Source organism: Epilithonimonas arachidiradicis, assembly GCF_003610695.1.
GTDB lineage: Bacteria > Bacteroidota > Bacteroidia > Flavobacteriales > Weeksellaceae > Epilithonimonas > Epilithonimonas arachidiradicis.
The window spans coordinates 189,047-205,836 of sequence record NZ_RAQH01000003.1; the positions used below are offsets into that span (position 1 = coordinate 189,047).

Consider the following 16,790-nt stretch of genomic DNA (forward strand, 5'->3'; position numbering starts at 1 on the left):
CTAAAGGGGTTAAATTTTTTAATAAGGTAAATTAAGTGAATCGTAATTATTATGCGAAAATATGAAATTACTCTCATCTTCAAAATAGTCTAAAACTTCTTTTCTACTTAATTTTGACGACTTAGTTGATAAAATTGAATTGTACGAAGACCAATTGTATTGGTTTGCCTTTTTTGTAATCCCGTGCTTTACCGGATTGTTGTGAATATAAAGAATAACTTGTTTCAAATAGTTTTCCTCAATTATCTTTTTTCGTTCAAATGGTTTCTCCAGTAAGCTTCCTGTTCTATTATAGCGTTTATTGATAGCTTGAGTATAAGCATTAAAAAGATGAGAAAACTGTTTGGAGGGATTGATTGATGTTGATTCTTCAATTGTTGAAAATTTGAAATCAGAAGCATCAATTTCTGACTCAGATTTTATTCTAATTAATAAATGAAAATGATTTTTGAGAAGACAATAGCAATAAACATTGGCAATTGGAGAAATATATTTTAGTAGTAATTTTAAGAAATATCTATAATTATCTTCCTCGAAAAAAATAGCATCTCTATTATTTCCCCGATTGTAAATATGATAATATTGTCCAAATTCTAAAATTTCTTTTTGCATATTGAAGGCAAAACCCCTTCAGAGTTTCAAACTCTGAAGGGGTTGCATAAGATTAAACTAAGGTTTCTTCTCTTCCTTTATTTCTTCGTAATCTACAGTTTCCGCATCCCAATTTACTTTTTTCGCAGGCATTTTTTTAGAACTGGCTTGCTGTTGGTTCTGCTGTTGATTTTTAGGATTCAATGTTGGGAAATTTTTATAGAATGCATTAAAAAACAATCTTTTCAAAATATTCCAAACGAAGAATATAATAATAGTTGCTAATATGAATTCGAAAATGTATTTCATTTCCTGATGTTATTTATAAGAAGGATTAATAATGATAGACGTTGTCGAGTTTTTCGACATACTTTGCGTCTGTTTACCGTCTGACAACGATTCTTTCTGATTGGTTTTTACCGACAGATTCTGGTTCAGAAGCCAGCCCGTATTTTCGTCAATGATAATTTTTCCGCTTTCAGAACCGCCCATACTCATCGTGTGCGTCATTCCATCTTTGGATTGCTTATCAGATTTGGACGGAATCACACCAGTTACGCTGATTTCTGCTTTTCCATCTTCCACTTTTACCAAAGTGAAAGTTAACGTTTGCTTCAGCTTTCCGCTTGGATCGATGTCTTCAGAAGTCGTCCATTTTTCTCCGATTTTTGCTCCTTTTGCCGGAATCAGTTTCAGATTTTTGCCCAACTGTTCCTTCATCATTGCTTCATTGAAGCCTGCTTTGAAGCTTTCAATAATCGCATCCTGCTGTTTTTTATCTTTAATTGTTCCTGCGATTGCTTTTCTCAGGTTATTATGAACAGTCTCGAAACCATTTATCGATTTGATGTTTCCGAAAGCGTCCATTTTTACATTCAGTTTGTTGCCTGCCAGACCTTTGCTTACAAGGTAATCCATTTTCAGCTGTTCTTCTTTTGGAGCGGCCTGTTTGGTGTCAATAACAACTGTTTTTCCGTTGGCGGAACTCGACATTCTTTTGCCGACCATATTCAACGTCATATCATAAATGTTGTCTTTGAAATCATTTACAGTTACGGTCATTTCGTCTGTTGTTTCATTTGTTCCCGACATTGTTTTTCCGTCCGGCGAAGTGAAAGTCTGGATTTCTCTCTGGTAAGAAACCAGCGGATAAGTCGTGCCTTTTTCAAGGATAAATTTCTGCTTGTAAACGCCGCTGCTGTCAGCAATCGCCTTTGGTTTTGCCGCTTCTTCCGGTGAAACTTCTACCGTTACAGTTTCCGTTTTTCCCGTTTTTGGGTCCACTCTTGTAACGGTTTTTGTTTCTTTTTTACAAGCTGTTAATGTTATTGCAATGAGCGCAAGCGCCGTTAATTTTTTCATAAATGATATTTGATAAATGATGAATGATTTTTTACCATTCTGTGTTTAATATAATATTTTGGGCAATTCCCTCGCCAGAGCTCAAGGCCACCGCTCGGGCCGGGCTATCCGTTACAATCTTTTTATTTTTCCCGAAGCTCAATGCCATCAAAAATAAAAAGGATTTCCACTACTATCCCTATTGCATTTTCCAGTTGTACGTTTCAGAAAATAGAGGTCATTAACACTCCAACCCCTAACTCAACTTCTGTCTCACCGCTTCATAGAGAATGGCACCACAAGCTACAGAGACGTTCAGTGATTGGGTTTTACCTTCTATCGGAAGTTTTATTTTTTCATCCGCGTGATGAAGTACTTCTTTGGAAATTCCTGTCTCTTCATTTCCCATTACGATGGCACAAGGTTCTTTAAAATCGACATCATATATCAATTTCTGCGCCTTTTCTGTCGCTGCAAAGACAGCAACTCCGCTTTGCTGCAGAAAATCAACAGTATGCGCCAGGTTTTTTTCTTTGCAGATTTTGATGTTGTAAATCGCTCCGGCAGATGTTTTAATCGCATCAGAATTAATCGGTGCAGCACCTTTTTCAGGAATGACAACGGCGTGTATGCCAACACACTCTGCAGTTCTGCAAATGGCACCAAAGTTTCTGACATCGGTCAAACGGTCAAGAACTAAGATAAAAGGCGTTTTACCTTCTTCAAAAAGTTGAGGCAATACATCTTCGATTTTGTGGAATGGAACATCAGAAATGAAAGCAACCACACCTTGGTGGTTTTTTCTGGTAAAACGATTCAGTTTTTCTACAGGAACGTAGTTGGGACGGATATTGTGTTTTGAAAGAAGTTGTTTTAGCTCGATATAGATTTCACCTTGCAACGCATTCTGCACAAATATTTTGTCAATAGTTTTTCCTGCTTCGATAGCTTCTAATACAGGCCTTAACCCGAAAATAAAATCGTCTTTTTTCTCTTGATTCATTAATGAGATTTTGAATTGACAAAAGTAAGGCTTTTGATTTTAGTTTTATCTTAAGAAAAATGTAAAATTTCTAACCACAAAAGGCACAAAAGGAAATTATTATAGAATTGATTTGGAATAAGTTGAAAAAGAAAAACTTATAAAGTTGTTTTTGAACTTTCAACGAAATATTAAGTTAAAAAACTTTTTAATTTTTGTAGTTTGTATAATTTAATCCAAAACAAAAACCAGAAATTCATCATTCTCCGTTTTGAATTTCAAATCACCGGTTTTTCTGAGATCTTCGAAAAGCGGCGTAGGAAAAGTATCGTTAAATTGTTTGGTTTTGAATAATTTGCCTTTGAGTTTCAATGGGGTTTTCTTAATCAATTTATCAGTGATCACCGGAATTTTGAACTTCCTTTTTTCCGGATTTTTGGAATCAACATAGAAGCAATGATCAATTAATTCCGATTTGTCAATGTACTTATTATAATCCGCTATTTTTATGAAATTAGGTAAATTGGTATCAGTCCAGGTCAGATAAAGCACTTCGATTTCCTGAGTTTTGCTAATTGGCTGATAATATTTGAACCGCTCATTTTCCGACTTTGAAAAAGATGAAAATAGAAGAAGAAAAATTGGTAAGATAAGTCTATAGTTCATTGTGATTTTATATTTTCACTCGGCAACTATTGTTAACATATTTGAAAAAGATGTGATTTTTGAATTTTCCTGTATTCTCAGACCAGCTTCCGAAATCGCTCTCCTCCATTGTTTTTCACTTAGAAAATGAAACGCTCCAATATTAAAGAAAATAAAATTAATGGTATCACGAAATTGCTCAGAAAGAATTATTTTCCCTTCAGCTTTTAAAATTCTCTTAGCTTCTTTAAAAAATAAAACTCTTTGCTGATGGTCAAGAATTTCGTGGATTGCAGTAATAGCGATTACAATATCTTGAGATTTATCTTCGAAAGGCAATTGGCTAGGATTGATTTTTATTTCCTTAGGATTTGGAGGAAAAACTTTTTTAGAAATTTTGATTCCACTTTCGTGTTCGTGCCGATTTCCATAAATATCACAGGTAGTAAGTTTTATATTAGGAAATTTTTCTTCAATTTTTTGTGAAAGTGGGTCAAAACTTGCGTGAATCAGAATAGCGTTTTCAATTTTTCTAAAATCAATAATTTTATTCAACTTTTTAACATTATACAAATCCGATTTATCATAAAGTACATAAGAAGCTACGATTGAAGCTATGATATTGAGAATAATTAAAATTGAAAAGACTTTCAGTAAGATATTAAAATCTGCCGCAAATTGATTAGAAACAATAAAGGAAATTACTGCCACCAGAAAGCCGAGAAGAATTTTTTTGTAATTAAATAATAAAACAAGTTTTGTGATTTTCATAGATAATAGTTTACAAACTCAATCCTTCGCCAATCAAAGCTCTCTTCTGAGAAAGGATATAACCGTAGTGGATACTCTCGTGCATATTGTTGAAAATAATTGCATCCTGAATATTCTTCAAATCAATCCCAAAACTGGTGGAATAGGGTGTGTAATCCGGGAAAAAATCGGCATCATAATCTTTCATCAGGATTTTGGATGTTTCGATTAACAAATAAGATAGATCTTCCATTTCGGACTGCTTCACATCTACATTAGCAAAAGTTCCTTTTTTGTAAGTTTCCACCCAGTATTTATCAATCCGGAATTGGTTTCCGCTAAGGTAATAACATAACAATTGTTGTGTCGCAACACAATGGGCGATGTTCCAGTAGATATTATTATTGAATCCGTCAGGGATCGTGAGAAGGTCTTTTTCCGAAGTATTTTGTAAAATATCAAGCAGATTTTTTCTGACTTGTCTGTGATTGGCAAAATGATAATTCATTTTTTGAATAAAAGTTTATTTAGTTCAAAGTTATATTAATTATAAATAAACGACAAATAATCCATATTTATTAGAATCCGACGCAAAAGTTTGTAACATTTGTATCTATACTTTAACAAATATTTAACGCAAGATTAGCAATTATTGTGTTTGCCGTTGCAGGTTTTTATATGAAATTTACCAATTATTAAGATTAACTATGTCAGAATTGAATCAAGCTGAAGATATCAGACAGCTTACAGAGAAAGTAAAAGAACAGAATTACTTTTTTAATATTCTAAAACAAGAAATCAACCGCGCTATTATTGGTCAAGATTATATGATTGACCGTCTTTTGATAGGACTTTTGGGAAATGGTCATGTCCTTTTGGAAGGTGTTCCCGGCTTAGCTAAAACTTTAGCGATCAAAACTTTGTCCGAAGCTGTTGACGGGGAGTTTTCCAGGATTCAGTTTACACCGGATTTGTTGCCTGCAGATGTTGTGGGAACAATGATTTATAATGTCAAAGACAATGATTTTTCTATAAAAAAAGGACCTGTTTTCGCTAATTTCGTTTTAGCGGATGAAATCAACCGTGCGCCGGCGAAAGTCCAGTCCGCACTTCTTGAAGTAATGCAGGAAAAGCAAGTGACGATTGGCGACGAAACAATGCCCTTGCCAAAACCATTCTTAGTTTTAGCCACTCAAAATCCAATCGACCAGGAAGGAACTTATCTTTTGCCGGAAGCGCAGACCGACCGTTTTATGCTGAAGTGTAAAATTGATTATCCGGAGTTTGAAGATGAAAGAAAAGTAATGCGAATGATTTCTACGCAGGATATTCCGCAAATCCGCCAGGTTGTTAATCTTGAACAAATTGTCGAAGCCAAGAAACTTATTAATCAGATTTATCTGGATGAGAAAATCGAGAAATATATTCTGGATATGGTTTTTGCAACCCGTTATCCTGAAAAATACGGCTTGTCTGACCTTAAAAATTACATCAGTTTCGGTGCATCGCCGAGAGCAAGTATCAATTTAGCGATTGCTTCCAGAGCTTATGCTTTTATCAAAGGAAGAGCTTTTGTGATCCCGGAAGATGTGAAAGAAATTGCGAAAGATGTTCTGAGACACAGGATCGGATTGAGTTTCGAAGCGGAAGCGGAAGAAGTGACTCAGGACGAAATTGTCAATAGAATTCTTAGTAAAATTCAAGCGCCTTAGTCTGGTTCGAGTGTTTGTGAGTTATAGCGTTAAGGAGTTTTTAACTTGATAAGCTTTAAGCTGGAAAGTTACTTAGGAACAAAATGTTTTTAGAGAAAATCATCCGTGAATGGAAACAGCTCCGTAGTAGCTGGACTAAATATTAAAATTTTTAAGACAAATTTCGTCTTAAAAATCTGGTTATCTGTTGATAGTGGTCAATTGTCGAATTGTTATGATAGGAGATGATTTGAAAACTATCAACTGATGACCGACAAAAAATATCAAAAATTAAATTGGAAATAAAAGACATTGTCAAAAAAGTAAAGCAGATAGAAATCCGTACTCGAAAGAAAACGGAAGCATCGCTTATGGGACAATATCACAGCGCTTTCAAAGGTCAGGGGATGACGTTTTCGGAAGTTCGCCAATACCAGTTCGGAGACGATACACGTCGAATCGATTGGAACAAAACAGCGCGTTTCCGTGAACCATTCGTGAAAGTAATGGAAGAAGAACGGGAACTGACAATGATGCTGGTTGTCGATATTTCTGCATCTATGGATTACGGGACGAAAAGTCAATTGAAAAGAGAATACGTTGCAGAGATTTGCGCTTCTCTCGGATTTTCGGCGACGGGAAACAATGATAAGGTCGGATTGATTTTGTATGCTGATAAAGTGCTGAAAGTTGTTCCGCCACAGAAAGGCAGAAAGCACGTTTTGTCGATTATCAGCAATATCCTTACTGCAGACTATGTTCCGGCGCAATCGGATTTGAATTCGGCATTCAATTATATGATGAGTGTTTTCAAAAGAAAATCCTTGGTGTTTGTTTTTTCTGATTTTGAAGATGAATTTGACCAGAAAATCCTTAACGTTACAGCAAGAAAACATCAGTTGTTGGGACTTCGGGTTTTTGACGAAAAAGATATGGAGATTCCTGATATCGGTTACGCACTATTCCGCGATGCAGAAACCGGAAAACAGGTCTGGGCAAATACTTCCAGTTCCAGGTGGCGTTATGAATTTGCGGAACAGCAAAAGCAGAAGATGCGCCAAATTAAAGAAGAATTTGAAAATTCTTCTGCCCATTTTCTTGATGTCAATACTTCTGATGATTACAGCAAATTACTTTATCAATATTTCAGGAAATAGAAAAAGCAATAGTAAAAGAACAAAGAATCAAAACACAATAGACTAACAACTATCAAACAACAACTGTCAATTATATAAATGCCTTACAGACTATTCAAAATATTTTTTTCGTTTTTTATATTCTTTTTTTCATTAGGATTTTCACAAACCTTGTCTTCGAATCTGGACAAAACCACTTTGGCTTTGGGCGAAGTGGCGGTTTTCAAGATTCAGATTCTGGATTTGGACGGGAAAGATGTTCAGATTGCACCAAGGAACGAGTTGCTGCCTTTTCACTTCGAAATGGTCAATGACAGTATTGCGAAACAGAAAGATATCTATCTGCGCTCCGTAAAATTTGCCATTTTTGAGGAAGGAAAATTTAAGATTCCCGAGATTCAGGTAAAAGTTGGAGATAAAATCCTTAAAACTATTCCGTACGAAGTGGAAGTCATTAATACCGCAAAAAAAGGCGACCAGATTAATGACATTATGAAGAACAAGGAAGTGGAGTTGGATGTCAAAGACTATTGGGATCTATACAAGTTCTACGTTCTTTTGGCTTTGATAATTATTGCAATTATTGTTTTGATTATTGGCATTGTAAAATGGGGTAGAAAGCGAAAAGATAGCCCTGTAGTTACTACGAATCAGACCTTAAAGGATTTGGAAAAACTTAGAAAGAAAAATTATATCGAGAACGAAAATTTCCGTGCTTTCTATGTTGAACTGATTGAAATTACCAGAGGTTTTATTACCAAGCAATATCAGATTCCTGCAGATGTTTTGCTGACCGATGATTTAATCGATTATATGAAAAATACGAACGCTATTTCTCAGGAAAATGAAAAAATAGTGGAAGATATATTTTTGCGTGGCGACTTGGTAAAGTTTGCGAAAACGATTCCGACCAAAGAGATAATGTCAAAAGATTTTACAGCAATTCGGGATTTCGTAAAACGTTCTACCAAAGACGTGGAAGCGGAGAATCTTCGAAATAATTCTGTCACAGAAATCTCAGCTGAAGACCAATCCAAATTACGAAAACTCAAATAAATCATTAATCAAAATTCAATTATAATCAACCCGTGAATTTCGAGTTTTACAGTCCGATTTTTTTACTGCTTTTTTTATTGTTCATCCCATTATTAATATTGGATGCTGGCAAAAAAAAGAGTCGGGGAATTGCAGTGCCTTCTGTCAAAAATATGAAGCCGACAGGAAGCATTTCTCTTGTGATGACTTTTCTTAAGATTTCGAAATATTTCATACTTTCCGCTTTGATCATTGCTTTGGCAAGACCGAGAACTTACACGATTTCCCAGGATAGAGATGAGTCCAAAGGCATTGATATTATGCTTTCCGTGGACGTTTCGCTCAGTATGTTGGCGAAAGACCTTGATCCGGACAGGTTGGAAGCGCTTAAAAAAATCGCTATTGATTTTGTTAATAAACGAGACAACGACCGAATTGGTTTGGTTGCATATTCAGGAGAAGCTTACACCAAGGTTCCTTTAACAACGGATCACCAAGTTGTAGTAGATGAACTGAATCAATTAAATCCTCTCGAATTACAACCTGGAACGGCGATTGGAGAAGGACTTTCTGTTGCTGTAAACCATTTGAAAAAAAGCAAAGCTAAAAGTAAAATCATCATCTTGATGACTGACGGCGTCAATACCGTTTTGAATGCGATGCCTCCACAAATTGCTGCAGAATTAGCAAAAAATAACGGGATCAAAGTTTATACAGTCGGGATTGGAAGCAATGGTTTTGCCGCTTTCCCGACGGGAACTAATATTTTTGGAGATATTGTTTTTACAGAACAGAAAACCGAAATCGATGAAAACACGTTGATCGATATCGCACAATTGACCGGTGGAAAGTACTTCCGCGCCACGTCTAACAGCAGCCTGCAAAATGTTTATGACGAGATTAATCAACTGGAAAAATCCGATGTCAAAACTTCAAAATTGTATAATTATGAAGAATATTTCAGGATTTTCCTTTGGATGGCTTTAGGATTTCTATTGTTGGATGCGTTGTTCCGTTGGGTTATTTTTAAAATTTTGAATTAAGCTGATGAATTGGTATTTAGGAAATTACTGGTATCTGTTATTACTTCTTTTGTTGCCTGTCATTGGTTACTTCATTATCCATTATATCCGGTGGAAAAACCGCAAAAGAAACCTTTTTGCAGAAGGCAGATTTCAGGATACGTTGTTTGAAAAAACATCTTGGTTTGCCAAGTTGTTTCCGGTTTTGTATCTGTTAGGTTTTTTATTCCTGATATTTTCGATTATTGACCTTTTGGGTGGAAAAGAGGAGATCAGTGTCAAGCAGAATGTCAGCAGTACGATGTTTGTTCTGGATGTTTCCAACTCTATGAATGCCCAGGATATCCAACCAAGCCGATTAGAGGAAGCAAAGAATATTATCATTAATTCTCTTCAAAAGCTGTCGAATGATAGAGTAGGAATCATTGTATTTGCCGGCGATTCATACTCTGTGATGCCTTTGTCCAGCGACTATTCGGCGGCAGAAAACTACCTTTTGGGAATCGAAACCAGTGTAGTTCAAAACCAGGGAACCGATTTTTTGAAACCGATTCAAATCGCGGCTCAGAAATTCAAAAATATAACAAAAGGTTCTCGGAATATTGTATTAATAAGTGATGGTGAAGATAACGAAGGTCACGAGGATGAAGCAATTAACCTCGCAAAAAAAGAAGGAATAAGAGTTACAACAATTGGTGTCGGAACCGAAGAAGGCGCACCAATTCCGGAATATTATTTCGGACAATTAATGGGCTACAAATCCGATATGTATGGCGAAACAGTCGTTTCCAAGTTACAAACCAAAGCATTGAAAAATATTGCATCTTCAACCGGCGGAAGTTATCTTGATGGAAATAATCTGGACAATGCGATTAACAATCTTATTAATGAGCTACACAAATCCACGGCTTCCGGCATAACAACTGTTATCAGTTCACAATCTGCAGTGCACTACTATCAATATTTTTTAGGAGTATCAGTTTTCTTTTTCTTTTTGATTTATCTTTTCAATCCGAAGAAGGATTTTAATTTGTAGAATTCTTAACTTCATTATACTTTCGCATTCAAAAACTGATATTTACCGTCCTTATAATCCGCAAAAATATGATGAAAACCATTGCTGATAATAATCTGTTCAGCACCGATTAGGCTGTTATATCGGGCAATTTGCTCAAAATGGATTTCCTTCAGAACAATATTCGGTGCCTTACATTCAATAAGGATTTTCGGTTTTGTTTTTTCAGTGATAAGCAGGTCAATTCGTTTCGTAGTTCCATTCAGTTCCAGCTTTCTTTCAAGAATTAATGACGATGGATTTTTCTTTTGTACAAAACGATAATAATGCAGCCAATGCTGTCTTACCCATTCTTCCGGTGTCAAGACAAGCCAGCTTTTTCTTACCAGATCATAGATAAAAAATGTATCTTTGTCTTGTTTGATTTGGAAATCAAATTGATGTTCAAAATTTAGTTTGGGAACCTGCATACTTTAAGATGAAAGAAATAGATATTATCCTCAAAAATATTAAAAATAAAGAACTTTTACCGGTTTATTTTTTTCAGGGCGACGAGGCTTTTTATATCGATTTGGCGGTCAAACATTTTGAGCAAGATGTTTTGGAAGAAGACGAGAAGGCTTTTAACCAAACGGTTGCGTACGGTCGTGATACCAATTATCTGGAAGTTCTTTCTTTGGCGAGGCAATATCCAATGATGGGAGATAAGCAGCTCATCATTGTGAAAGAAGCGCAGGATATGAAACTGAATGAAGAAGAATCCAAAGCTTTGGAAACTTATCTGGAAAATCCTGTTCCTTCTACCATTTTGGTTTTTGCTCATAAACACAAAAAGCTGGATGCCAGAAAAAAAGTGGCGAAAACTCTTGTCAAATCCGGAATGCTTTTCACAAGCGAGAAGATGAAAGATTATCAGCTTCCGACTTGGATTCAAGGGGAAATGTCGGTGATGGGGATCAAATCTGCACCCAACATCAGTCATCTCTTGGCAGAATATCTTGGGAATGACCTTTCCCGAATTGCGAATGAACTGAATAAACTGAAAATCGTCCTAAAAGATGGCGCTGTTCTCGATGGTAAAATTATTGAAGAACATATCGGAATCAGTAAAGACTTCAACATCTTCGAGCTTCAGAAAGCATTAGCGACGAAAGACCAGGCAAAAGCTTTCAGTATCGCTTACTACATGGGAAAAAATAAAAAATCGAATCCTGTGCAAATGGCTTTTGGTGCGCTTTACAATTTCTTTTCCAACATTATTATTTATCATACTTTGTCAGGCCAATCTCCTCAAACAATAGCTTCTACAATGGGTGTAAATCCTTATGCTATCAAGGATTATTCGGAAGCGGCAAGGTTTTATCCGTTGAAGCACGCTACAAGAGTGATTTCAATTCTTCGTGAGATGGATTTAAAATCTAAAGGTTTGGGCGTAAGACAAATGGAAGATGAAGAAATCTATAAAGAAATGGTTTACAAAATCATAAAAGTGGATGAATTGAAAATGAAGGTTTAAACTAAATTATAAAACTAAAACACAAACAAATGAAAAACGAAGCATCAAGTAACTTCAAATTATTCGGGAAAATCACAGCAAAATCCTTATTCGCTTGGATAAAAGTCGCTTTTATTGGAGTGGTTATTATGATTACCAATATTACAATTGCTGTGATTTTATTTAGTGATAATCCGGGTGGTGGATTTCCGGCTTCAGGCCACGCCGGGATTCTCGGTGCCGTTATGGGATTTATCTTCCTTTTTATGGTGGAGTTTTGGTCGGCTTTGTTATTAACGGTCGGAATTCTCACGCCAGTTCTGTTCATTATTTTAGCCAATAAAAATGCAATTGCTTCCGCTATTTATAATATCTGGAAATTCAAGTTGGCGGATTTTATAGAACCTAAGATTGAATTTTACGTTGATAAAATTCTTCAGAAACAACCCGATTTTCTAAAGAAAATTTCAGATTGGAGTGTGGTAAAAGTAAAACTGCTGGATACAATTAATCATGATTCGCAAACGCCTAAGCTACAGAAAAGAATCATCAAATTCATTCTGAAAAAAATCAAAATGGATGATGTCGATTTTAAAAACCCAAATACCAATTTGAGCAGTATTTTATCTTTTAAAATAAGACAGTTCATAGAAGGTTTTGCAGAACCGGACCTCAAATTAGTTTGGATTCTTGTAGCCATTGATATTGTGTTGATTATTCTGGCTTTTGTTTTTAACAGTCATTGATTATTTATCATTCATATATTTTGCATTGACAGTTTAGATAGGTTCTGAATAATTAATTCCCGAAATTTGTACCCGATTTTTCAAACAAAGAATTATATTTGAAAATTCCTATTTCGAAAGAAATATTCATCCTAAAAAAATAATTTAATAATAAAAATGGAGAACAATATCTTAGACTGTGTCATTGTAGGTTCCGGACCAGCTGGTTTCACAGCCGCAATTTATGCAGGAAGAGCAAACCTGAAACCTGAACTTTTCACAGGATTGGAACCGGGCGGACAACTAACAACAACAACAGAAGTGGAGAATTTCCCTGGTTATCCGGATGGAATTACCGGGCCGGAAATGATGCTTCAGTTACAAAAGCAAGCGGAACGTTTCGAGACCAAAGTTCATTACGAGATGATCTCCAAAGTTGAGTTTTCCAAAGTAAGAGGCGGCATTCATAAACTGAGTACAGGCTCTCGTGAGATTTTGGCGAAAAGTGTGATTATCTCTACGGGTGCTGCCGCAAAATATCTGGGTTTGGCAGATGAGAAAAAATATGCTGGCGGCGGCGTTTCTGCTTGCGCCACTTGTGACGGATTTTTCTACAGAGGAAAAGATGTGATTGTAGTTGGAGCAGGCGATACGGCGGCAGAAGAAGCAACTTATCTTTCCAAGATTTGCAACAAAGTCACATTGTTAGTACGAAAAGACCACTTCCGTGCTTCAAAAGTAATGGTTGACAGAGTTTTGAGTACACCAAATATCGAAGTGAAATACAACCACGAATTAATAGGAATCGAAGGAGAAAACTTCTTGGTAGAAAGAGCTAAAGTGGTTAATAATTTGACAGATGAGGTTTCTACAATAGATGTTCACGGGATTTTCATTGCCATCGGTCACAAACCTAATACGGAACTTTTCAAAGGACAAATCGACCTTGACGAAAACGAATATATCATCACAGAAGGTAAATCTGCAAGAACCAATCTTCCAGGTGTGTTTGCAGCAGGCGATGTTCAGGATCACCATTACAGACAAGCGATTACTGCTGCTGGTAGTGGTTGTATGGCAGCAATGGATGCAGAGAAATATCTTGGCGAATTAGCCGGAGAAAACCATACTTGGGTTGAACAATAATTGAAAGATTTATTAATATCACAAATCAAAACCGCCGAAGAATTTCTCCGGCGGTTTTTCAATAAAGAACTATTACAAAAAATTGATTTATGATGAAGTGTTTTTTTTGGAGGAATAATTACTTGTCGCTAAAGGCCAATTTTGCATTAGTATTAGGTCTACTTACAGTTCTTTTCTCTTCTTTATTATGGATCTTGTAGTACAAAAACGCTATCAGGGTCGGTTTGTGATAGATTTTGTAATATCTGTATTCTGTATGGAAATGTCTAAGGTTGATTTTATAAAAATCATAACCAATGACCACCAGAAGACAAACGCTTATCACATAAAACACACGGAATTCCAAATTATAGTAAGTCAGTCCTGAGAATACCGCTCCCAAAACATAAGCCGTCATAATACTCATTAGCAGTTTAGCACGTGCAATTAATTCAGGGTTTTTTCTGAATTTTTTCTGAGTAAACATCGAGAATAGGATTCCCAAATCGGTCGTTGTTCCTGTCAAGTGGGTGGTCTTCACGGAGAAGTTGGAGATACTCGCTGTCAAGCCGTTTTGCAATCCCGTTGCGAATAGCATCAATGCTACCAAAGCTTCCGTCTCTTCCAGTGTTTTTTTATAATAGAATTGTCCGTAGAATCCTACAAACAAGAGGCATAAAATCTCCAAAACAATTGGTAAAGCGTGGGCAAAATATTTACTTTTCCTGTTAAAGTTGATGACACTCATATTCGCCACAAATCCACCGAAGAAGAATAAGAAAATCCATCCGGCGACAACAGCAACCTGAGTCCAGTTTCCCTGGCTGATTTCTGCTGCCAAAATCGCATAATGTCCTGTTACGTTGGATGTAAAAGACAAGAATATCAATAGAGATGCTATATTTATAGTCCCCGCCGTGAAGGCAGTCAGCGTCCCCAGTCTGATGTTGTCTCCCAACGTTCTGCTGTTACTATAATTTCTTAACATTGTGATTTATTTTATGATTTAATTTCTGATTTTCAAGAATCAAAATTTTTATGAGAAAACTTCCGCCAATCTTCCTTTTTCGTGAACAAATTCCGGAGCTTGTGTTACGATCTCCACGGGTTGCAGATGCTTGCATTTTTTGACATAAGGTGTAATATCAAATTGTCCTTTGCTTAGATTATTACTTTTTGAAGATGAGTAGTAAGCTTCTGCAATCTCTGTAGCTTCCACATAATTATTGAAAGTCCTTTGGAAACTTCCCGTGAAAATATCACAAGAGATCTTGTTGATCAGGTTTGGATATTTGTTATTGATAATGCTGTAAGCATCACAGAACTCCTGCGGCCTTATCTTGGTGAAGATGGTACTCTTGGAATTAAACAAAAGATCTCTGATAGAATCACCCATATCGTAACCAGTTACGAAAAGGATGTTGTATCGATTGTCATCGTTTTGATCATTTTTGTTTTTTAAAACTTTTTTTAGAATGTCCAGAGATTCCAAAGAAAAATCCGTAGCAATTAAAATGGTTTTGATCATAACTATATAATTTTGTGAGTTGTTACTTTTTGATGATACAAAACTATACTCACTAAATTAGAAAGTCTTTGGAACGAAATTAAAATGTAATTAAAGAGATTAAAATGAGATTAGAATTTCACTTAAGGAAATTAATTTTGGAACAAAATCTACCTTTAAATAGATAACTATCTAAGCTTAAATAATGATTTGGGCAGCTTTATCCGCCTTCCGCTCCCAAACCTAACGTAGTGGTTCGACGAAGTCAATCTTTTTGTTCCGCTTTGCTCCACAAAAAGGATTTCCGCTCAAGTCGGGCTGCAAAGATTCAGTGTTTTTATTCCGTGGGAACATAAATAGGAAAACGGATTTGAACCGTAGTTCCAACATTTTCTTTAGAATTCACGATCAATTCGCCGTTGTGGATTCTGATAATATTTCTTGCCAAAGGTAATCCGATGCCATATCCTTCATAGTTTTTCGTATTCGACGCACGGAAAAACGGATCGTAGATTTTATCCATTTCAGAGTCCGGAATCCCGATTCCGCTGTCTTTGATGATGACATAAACGTGATCATCTGTTGCGCCAAGAGAAACTTTAACCTGTTGAAAATTAGAATATTTACAACCATTATTGATAATATTTGCCATTGCAAGATGCAGAAGTTGTTCGTTACCTTGGACTTTCAGTTTTTTGGGATTTTCTGGCAACATACTGATATCCATAAAAACATTATTCTTAGAATTGATTCTTGTTGCCGTTTCGATCACATCCCAAAGTAGCTGATCCATTCTTACTTTATCCATCTTCTGGATTTTCCCGTCAAATCCAGTTTGAGCGATCATTAATAAAGCCTTGATTTTCTTATCCAGTTTTTCGGCTTCATTCAGGATGATTTGAAGTGTTTCCTGGTAATGTTCTTTTGATCTTGGGATAGATAACGCCACATCAGCTTCGCCCATAATCGAAGTCAAAGGTGTTCTGAGCTCGTGAGAAACATTCCCGATCAGGTGATTTTGGGTTTCAAAAGACGTTTCGATCCGGTTCAACATATCGTTGAAGGTGTCAACCAATTCATTTAATTCTTTATTTCCCGGCTGGGGTTCTAATCTCAGATGGAGATTCTCAGAACTGATTTCCTTTACTTTTCCTGTAATCTTAAGAATCGGACGAAACAATGTCTTCGACAAATAAAAAGAAAAGATCATCGAGAAGAACAGAGCCAGAATCATGCAGGTGATCAAGGTTCTTTTCAGATAGCCCAGATAATAAACAACATAATGGTTTTGAGCAGATGCAATGGCAATGTAAGTTTTATTATCAGATTTGAAAGACTGCCCTATGTAATAGAATTCTTTGTCATTGTAATTGGCTTCCCCTTTTTTGACAATACTCTTGAAAAAACTATCCGGAATATGGATCTGATTAGAAATCTGACTGTAATTAGAATCCTTCGGAACCTCGAAAACGTAATCTTTCTCCATCGGGAGTTCTTCGTCATTCAGACTATTCAGGATGTGATTTTCGGGAATGTCGAGATGTTCTTTGCTTTTCTCGATTTGGACAATCGTTGTCGCCCGGATTTTCAGTAATTCGTAAAAACGCTGATGCGAGAAATTAACAATGGAAAAATAGACCAATCCACTGAACAGCAGAATAACCACTGTAAAAACCAGCATCAGGAGAAGCATTGTTTTTGTTTGATTGGTAGGATTTCCTTTCAGCATT

Annotated in this window: 19 protein-coding genes; 8 read left to right on the plus strand and 11 right to left on the minus strand. The window is 36.0% G+C overall.

The window, feature by feature from the left end; all coding sequences use genetic code 11:
* Positions 1 to 18: 18 nt before the first annotated feature.
* The 7 genes from BXY58_RS06765 to BXY58_RS06795 form a co-directional block, all read right to left on the minus strand.
* Positions 19 to 612, minus strand: coding sequence for a hypothetical protein (locus BXY58_RS06765; RefSeq protein ID WP_120213059.1), 594 nt, complete (start codon positions 610 to 612; stop codon positions 19 to 21).
* A 57-nt stretch (positions 613 to 669) separates the two neighbouring features.
* Positions 670 to 900: a hypothetical protein gene (locus BXY58_RS06770; protein WP_120213060.1), complete on the minus strand. Its 231-nt coding sequence runs from the start codon at positions 898 to 900 to the stop codon at positions 670 to 672.
* A gap of 9 nt (positions 901 to 909) precedes the next feature.
* The gene (locus tag BXY58_RS06775; RefSeq protein WP_120213061.1) at positions 910 to 1,953 is read right to left on the minus strand and encodes a DUF6263 family protein; all 1,044 of its coding nucleotides are present in this window, start codon (positions 1,951 to 1,953) and stop codon (positions 910 to 912) included.
* Positions 1,954 to 2,188: 235 nt separating this feature from the next.
* Positions 2,189 to 2,935 carry a 23S rRNA (guanosine(2251)-2'-O)-methyltransferase RlmB gene (rlmB, locus tag BXY58_RS06780; RefSeq protein WP_120213062.1) on the minus strand — a complete coding sequence of 249 codons (747 nt, stop codon included), beginning with the start codon at positions 2,933 to 2,935 and terminating at the stop codon, positions 2,189 to 2,191.
* A gap of 210 nt (positions 2,936 to 3,145) precedes the next feature.
* Positions 3,146 to 3,580, minus strand: a complete 435-nt coding sequence (locus BXY58_RS06785; protein WP_120213063.1) for a hypothetical protein — start codon at positions 3,578 to 3,580, stop codon at positions 3,146 to 3,148.
* A 15-nt stretch (positions 3,581 to 3,595) separates the two neighbouring features.
* Complete coding sequence (locus tag BXY58_RS06790; RefSeq protein WP_120213064.1) at positions 3,596 to 4,330, minus strand: methyltransferase domain-containing protein; 735 nt, start codon at positions 4,328 to 4,330, stop codon at positions 3,596 to 3,598.
* Positions 4,331 to 4,340: 10 nt separating this feature from the next.
* A complete protein-coding gene (locus BXY58_RS06795) occupies positions 4,341 to 4,817 on the minus strand; it encodes a DinB family protein (protein ID WP_120213065.1) in 477 nt (158 codons plus the stop codon).
* Between the two features lie 199 nt (positions 4,818 to 5,016).
* Between BXY58_RS06795 and BXY58_RS06800 the strand changes: the two genes are divergently transcribed.
* From BXY58_RS06800 to BXY58_RS06820, 5 genes are all read left to right on the plus strand, one after another.
* Entirely contained in the window at positions 5,017 to 6,021 is a 1,005-nt protein-coding gene (locus tag BXY58_RS06800; protein ID WP_120213066.1) for an AAA family ATPase, read from the plus strand.
* A gap of 275 nt (positions 6,022 to 6,296) precedes the next feature.
* On the plus strand, positions 6,297 to 7,157 hold the full coding sequence (locus BXY58_RS06805; protein ID WP_120213067.1) for a DUF58 domain-containing protein: 861 nt from the start codon (positions 6,297 to 6,299) through the stop codon (positions 7,155 to 7,157).
* Between the two features lie 78 nt (positions 7,158 to 7,235).
* Entirely contained in the window at positions 7,236 to 8,192 is a 957-nt protein-coding gene (locus BXY58_RS06810) for a BatD family protein (protein WP_120213068.1), read from the plus strand.
* A 152-nt stretch (positions 8,193 to 8,344) separates the two neighbouring features.
* Complete coding sequence (locus BXY58_RS06815) at positions 8,345 to 9,214, plus strand: VWA domain-containing protein (protein WP_229728388.1); 870 nt, start codon at positions 8,345 to 8,347, stop codon at positions 9,212 to 9,214.
* A 4-nt stretch (positions 9,215 to 9,218) separates the two neighbouring features.
* The gene (locus BXY58_RS06820; RefSeq protein ID WP_120213070.1) at positions 9,219 to 10,229 is read left to right on the plus strand and encodes a VWA domain-containing protein; all 1,011 of its coding nucleotides are present in this window, start codon (positions 9,219 to 9,221) and stop codon (positions 10,227 to 10,229) included.
* 14 nt (positions 10,230 to 10,243) lie between these two features.
* Here the strand turns inward: BXY58_RS06820 and BXY58_RS06825 are convergent, their stop codons facing one another.
* On the minus strand, positions 10,244 to 10,678 hold the full coding sequence (locus tag BXY58_RS06825; RefSeq protein ID WP_120213071.1) for a type I restriction enzyme HsdR N-terminal domain-containing protein: 435 nt from the start codon (positions 10,676 to 10,678) through the stop codon (positions 10,244 to 10,246).
* 8 nt (positions 10,679 to 10,686) lie between these two features.
* Here BXY58_RS06825 and holA point away from each other — a divergent pair, with 8 nt between their 5' ends.
* The 3 genes from holA to trxB all read left to right on the plus strand — a co-directional run bounded on the left by holA (position 10,687) and on the right by trxB (position 13,574).
* The gene (holA, locus tag BXY58_RS06830; RefSeq protein ID WP_120213072.1) at positions 10,687 to 11,724 is read left to right on the plus strand and encodes a DNA polymerase III subunit delta; all 1,038 of its coding nucleotides are present in this window, start codon (positions 10,687 to 10,689) and stop codon (positions 11,722 to 11,724) included.
* A 29-nt stretch (positions 11,725 to 11,753) separates the two neighbouring features.
* On the plus strand, positions 11,754 to 12,449 hold the full coding sequence (locus BXY58_RS06835) for a hypothetical protein (RefSeq protein WP_120213073.1): 696 nt from the start codon (positions 11,754 to 11,756) through the stop codon (positions 12,447 to 12,449).
* 156 nt (positions 12,450 to 12,605) lie between these two features.
* A complete protein-coding gene (gene trxB, locus BXY58_RS06840; RefSeq protein ID WP_120213074.1) occupies positions 12,606 to 13,574 on the plus strand; it encodes a thioredoxin-disulfide reductase in 969 nt (322 codons plus the stop codon).
* A 118-nt stretch (positions 13,575 to 13,692) separates the two neighbouring features.
* Here the strand turns inward: trxB and BXY58_RS06845 are convergent, their stop codons facing one another.
* The 3 genes from BXY58_RS06845 to BXY58_RS06855 form a co-directional block, all read right to left on the minus strand.
* On the minus strand, positions 13,693 to 14,541 hold the full coding sequence (locus BXY58_RS06845) for a YoaK family protein (RefSeq protein WP_120213075.1): 849 nt from the start codon (positions 14,539 to 14,541) through the stop codon (positions 13,693 to 13,695).
* 48 nt (positions 14,542 to 14,589) lie between these two features.
* The gene (locus tag BXY58_RS06850; protein ID WP_120213076.1) at positions 14,590 to 15,081 is read right to left on the minus strand and encodes a hypothetical protein; all 492 of its coding nucleotides are present in this window, start codon (positions 15,079 to 15,081) and stop codon (positions 14,590 to 14,592) included.
* 316 nt (positions 15,082 to 15,397) lie between these two features.
* The gene (locus BXY58_RS06855; protein ID WP_120213077.1) at positions 15,398 to 16,789 is read right to left on the minus strand and encodes a sensor histidine kinase; all 1,392 of its coding nucleotides are present in this window, start codon (positions 16,787 to 16,789) and stop codon (positions 15,398 to 15,400) included.
* Position 16,790: the final 1 nt, after the last annotated feature.

Excerpts from the sequence above, each read along its gene's own strand:
- BXY58_RS06785 (WP_120213063.1), bottom strand. The coding sequence starts at position 3,580 with ATGAACTATAGACTTATCTTACCAATTTTTCTTCTTCTATTTTCATCT.
- BXY58_RS06770 (WP_120213060.1), bottom strand. The coding sequence starts at position 900 with ATGAAATACATTTTCGAATTCATATTAGCAACTATTATTATATTCTTC.
- BXY58_RS06775 (WP_120213061.1), bottom strand. The coding sequence starts at position 1,953 with ATGAAAAAATTAACGGCGCTTGCGCTCATTGCAATAACATTAACAGCT.
- BXY58_RS06835 (WP_120213073.1), top strand. The coding sequence starts at position 11,754 with ATGAAAAACGAAGCATCAAGTAACTTCAAATTATTCGGGAAAATCACA.
- trxB (WP_120213074.1), top strand. The coding sequence starts at position 12,606 with ATGGAGAACAATATCTTAGACTGTGTCATTGTAGGTTCCGGACCAGCT.
- BXY58_RS06825 (WP_120213071.1), bottom strand. The coding sequence starts at position 10,678 with ATGCAGGTTCCCAAACTAAATTTTGAACATCAATTTGATTTCCAAATC.
- BXY58_RS06850 (WP_120213076.1), bottom strand. The coding sequence starts at position 15,081 with ATGATCAAAACCATTTTAATTGCTACGGATTTTTCTTTGGAATCTCTG.
- BXY58_RS06810 (WP_120213068.1), top strand. The coding sequence starts at position 7,236 with ATGCCTTACAGACTATTCAAAATATTTTTTTCGTTTTTTATATTCTTT.
- BXY58_RS06845 (WP_120213075.1), bottom strand. The coding sequence starts at position 14,541 with ATGTTAAGAAATTATAGTAACAGCAGAACGTTGGGAGACAACATCAGA.
- BXY58_RS06820 (WP_120213070.1), top strand. The coding sequence starts at position 9,219 with ATGAATTGGTATTTAGGAAATTACTGGTATCTGTTATTACTTCTTTTG.
- BXY58_RS06800 (WP_120213066.1), top strand. The coding sequence starts at position 5,017 with ATGTCAGAATTGAATCAAGCTGAAGATATCAGACAGCTTACAGAGAAA.
- BXY58_RS06795 (WP_120213065.1), bottom strand. The coding sequence starts at position 4,817 with ATGAATTATCATTTTGCCAATCACAGACAAGTCAGAAAAAATCTGCTT.
- BXY58_RS06765 (WP_120213059.1), bottom strand. The coding sequence starts at position 612 with ATGCAAAAAGAAATTTTAGAATTTGGACAATATTATCATATTTACAAT.
- BXY58_RS06855 (WP_120213077.1), bottom strand. The coding sequence starts at position 16,789 with ATGCTGAAAGGAAATCCTACCAATCAAACAAAAACAATGCTTCTCCTG.
- holA (WP_120213072.1), top strand. The coding sequence starts at position 10,687 with ATGAAAGAAATAGATATTATCCTCAAAAATATTAAAAATAAAGAACTT.
- rlmB (WP_120213062.1), bottom strand. The coding sequence starts at position 2,935 with ATGAATCAAGAGAAAAAAGACGATTTTATTTTCGGGTTAAGGCCTGTA.
- BXY58_RS06815 (WP_229728388.1), top strand. The coding sequence starts at position 8,345 with ATGAAGCCGACAGGAAGCATTTCTCTTGTGATGACTTTTCTTAAGATT.
- BXY58_RS06790 (WP_120213064.1), bottom strand. The coding sequence starts at position 4,330 with ATGAAAATCACAAAACTTGTTTTATTATTTAATTACAAAAAAATTCTT.